Origin of the sequence: Microcoleus sp. B4-C2 (assembly GCF_036705265.1) — a bacterium.
Classification (GTDB): domain Bacteria; phylum Cyanobacteriota; class Cyanobacteriia; order Cyanobacteriales; family Microcoleaceae; genus Microcoleus.
This window is the reverse complement of sequence record NZ_JAUBUB010000060.1, coordinates 7,074-10,000: the sequence shown is the minus strand read 5'-3', so window position 1 is coordinate 10,000 and position 2,927 is coordinate 7,074. Positions and strand designations below refer to the sequence as shown.

The window sequence follows — 2,927 nt, the reverse complement described above, 5'->3', positions numbered from 1 at the left end:
TGGAGAACCAAAAATTTTAGATTTTAGACTCTAGTTAAATGTCCCAGATTCATCTGTGGAGTAAATCTAAAATCTAAAATCTAAAATCTAAAATCGACTGACTAGGTTTTAGGGTTGGCAGGGGCGGAGGTTGCAGTCGAATGCCAAGCTGCGGTATGTTGAGTGCGATCGCACAAGAATTCAACAAAAGTCCTTACGCTTTCACTCCTACCTACTTTCCCTCAAAACCAGCCCTCAACCACCACGCAAGCGGAGTTATCAGTTCGTAGTGTTAAGTTGTGTGTTAAGAAATTAGTACGGTGTCAATGAATTTATTCGCGCTCGTTCAAAGGAAGAGTTGTAAGTGTTGAATTTTGAGTATTGATTTCGCAATTGTCAACTCAAATCTCAATATTGCTAACTCGATAAAAGCCTCCTTATTTCTATCTCTCAGATTTATCTGCTGAGCATAACTCATAACTCTGTACGGGCGGGTTTAACTACTTTATCTGTAACAGTTAACAGTGAACAGTCAATAGTTAACAGTTAACAGTGAACGGTCAACAGTTAACTTTCTTTCCACCCTGCACCAACTCACAGCTAATAACTCTTCAAGCTACTACTAATTACAGTCTAAGTCAGAGGCACTATGAGTGCGTAAGTGTCTCTAACTTGCTGCCAGTTTTTTGAGGAAATTGAATGACAAAGCAGATAGTTATAGCAGAGCAGCATCGCATTGCTGCCGTATTTTCAGAAGATCAAATCCAAGAACTTGTGGTAGCCACAGGCAGCCACCAAGTCAGTGACATTTACTTGGGAATTGTTGAAAATGTACTCCCTGGGATAGATGCGGCATTCGTTAATATTGGCGACCCAGAACGTAACGGGTTTATGCACGTCACAGACCTCGGCCCGCTGCGCCTTAAACGCTCGGCAGGAGCAATTACAGAACTCCTGACCCCCCAGCAGAAAGTGGTGGTACAGGTAATGAAAGAACCGACGGGCAGCAAAGGCCCCCGGCTAACAGGCAACATTACCCTGCCCGGCCGCTATTTGGTACTGATGCCCTACGGCAGGGGAGTCAATCTCTCGCGGCGGATCAAGTCGGAAGCCGAGCGCAACCGCCTCAGAGCCCTGGCTATTTTGGTGAAACCGGCCGGGATGGGGCTGCTGGTACGCACTGAAGCTGAAGGGATGACCGAAGAAGCGATCATGGAAGATTTGGAAGTCCTCCAAAAACAGTGGGAAGCCGTTCAACTCGAAGGCGGTACTTCGCGGGCGCCGGCACTGCTCAACCGGGATGACGATTTTATCCAGCGGGTGCTGCGAGATATGTTCAGCGGTGACGTGAATCGGATTGTGGTGGACTCGCAAAATGGAATTAAGCGGGTGAAGCAGCAGTTGATGAGCTGGAACGGCGGTAAACTTCCTGCGGGAGTTTTGATCGACCACCACCGAGAGCGCGCCTCGATTTTAGAATTTTTCCGGGTTAACGCTGCGATTCGAGAAGCCCTCAGACCAAGGGTTGATTTGCCTTCGGGTGGTTATGTGATTATTGAGCCGACTGAGGCGCTGACGGTGATTGATGTCAACTCTGGCTCGTTTACTCGATCGGCCACGGCTAGGGAAACGGTACTCTGGACAAATTGCGAAGCAGCCACGGAAATTGCTAGACAACTGCGGTTACGCAATATTGCCGGGGTGATTATTGTTGACTTTATTGACATGGAATCCCGCCGCGATCAGTTGCAGGTGCTGGAACATTTCAATAAAGCTCTCAAAGCTGACAAAGCTCGACCGCAAATCGCTCAACTGTCGGAATTGGGGCTGGTAGAACTGACTCGCAAGCGCCAAGGTCAAAATATTTACGAGTTGTTCGGCCACAGTTGCCCTACTTGCAGCGGGTTGGGTCATCTGGTGCACTTGCCGGGGGAAGAAGACTTCGCCGCAGCGGTGCGGGAATCGGGCGATCGCACTGTTGCTACGTCGAACCGCGTTTTGTTGAATTTGCCCGAAGGATTGGAACGCCGCAGCTTGACGCCTGTGGCTGCTGCAACTACTGCCCCGGTGCGGGAAGAACGCCCCCCCGAACCTGCTAGGGCTGCTTGGGAGCCTCAAAGCGAAAGTTTGGATTTTGAGAGCGGCAGCAACGCATCGCCTTTGGACTTGCTCAACCATCCCAGCTATCAGGATTTGGGGAACGGAACTAGACGGCGCCGCCGCCGCCGGATTGGCGAAGAGCCTTTTGCTCTCCCGGCGGAGGAGGAACCGGTACGTAGCAAGTTGCGACTGCCGAATACTTCGAGCGCGCCCGTTGCGGATACGCGCTCTGAGTATCTGGCACCCCCCGGCATCCGGGCGGCTTCGGAGGGCTTCGGGCTGGTGAATATGGCTACTGTTGGCAGGCGCGAGGATTTCGAGCGTGTGCGTCCGGCTAAGTCTGAGTTGATGAAGCCGATGGTGGAGCCTCCGGAGGTGATTTCGGTGGAAATGACGGCGGAGGAGCAGGATGTTTATGCTCTGATGGGGGTTTCTCCTTTGGTGCTTACCGATCGCAGTGTCAAAAATCCTAAGAATGCGATCGTTTCGGTGACTCTCCCCGGAGCGGCCCCGAACAAGCCGCCTTTCGAGCAGCTCGAATTTGAATTTGAAGCGACGACGCCTCCCCAGAATGTTGAGGATGAGGAACGGGATTATTATCCAGAAAGGTCGGTAGTTGAGCCTGTTTTTTCTGAGGCCGATGATGATGATGATGATGATGATGATGTCCAAATTTATGGCGAGAGTTTGATCGACGAAACTGATGATTTTGATCGGATGGAGGAACCCAGTGATGTGATGGACGAATCCCAGGAGCCGATCTCACTCAATGAGCCGATCTCACTCAATGAGCCGATCTCACTCAATGAGCCGATCTCACTCAATGAGCCGATCTCACTCAATGAGCC

General features: G+C 50.9%; 2 protein-coding genes. Both read left to right on the top strand.

The window, feature by feature from the left end; translation table 11 throughout:
- The first annotated feature begins 140 nt into the window (after positions 1-140).
- Entirely contained in the window at positions 141-269 is a 129-nt protein-coding gene (locus tag QUB20_RS17825; RefSeq protein WP_333058298.1) for a hypothetical protein, read from the top strand.
- A 409-nt stretch (positions 270-678) separates the two neighbouring features.
- A partial coding sequence (locus QUB20_RS17820; protein WP_333291528.1) for an Rne/Rng family ribonuclease occupies positions 679-2,927 on the top strand: 2,249 nt, incomplete at its 3' end.

Coding starts and splice junctions, on each gene's coding strand:
- QUB20_RS17825 (WP_333058298.1), top strand. CDS start 141: ATGCCAAGCTGCGGTATGTTGAGTGCGATCGCACAAGAATTCAACAAA.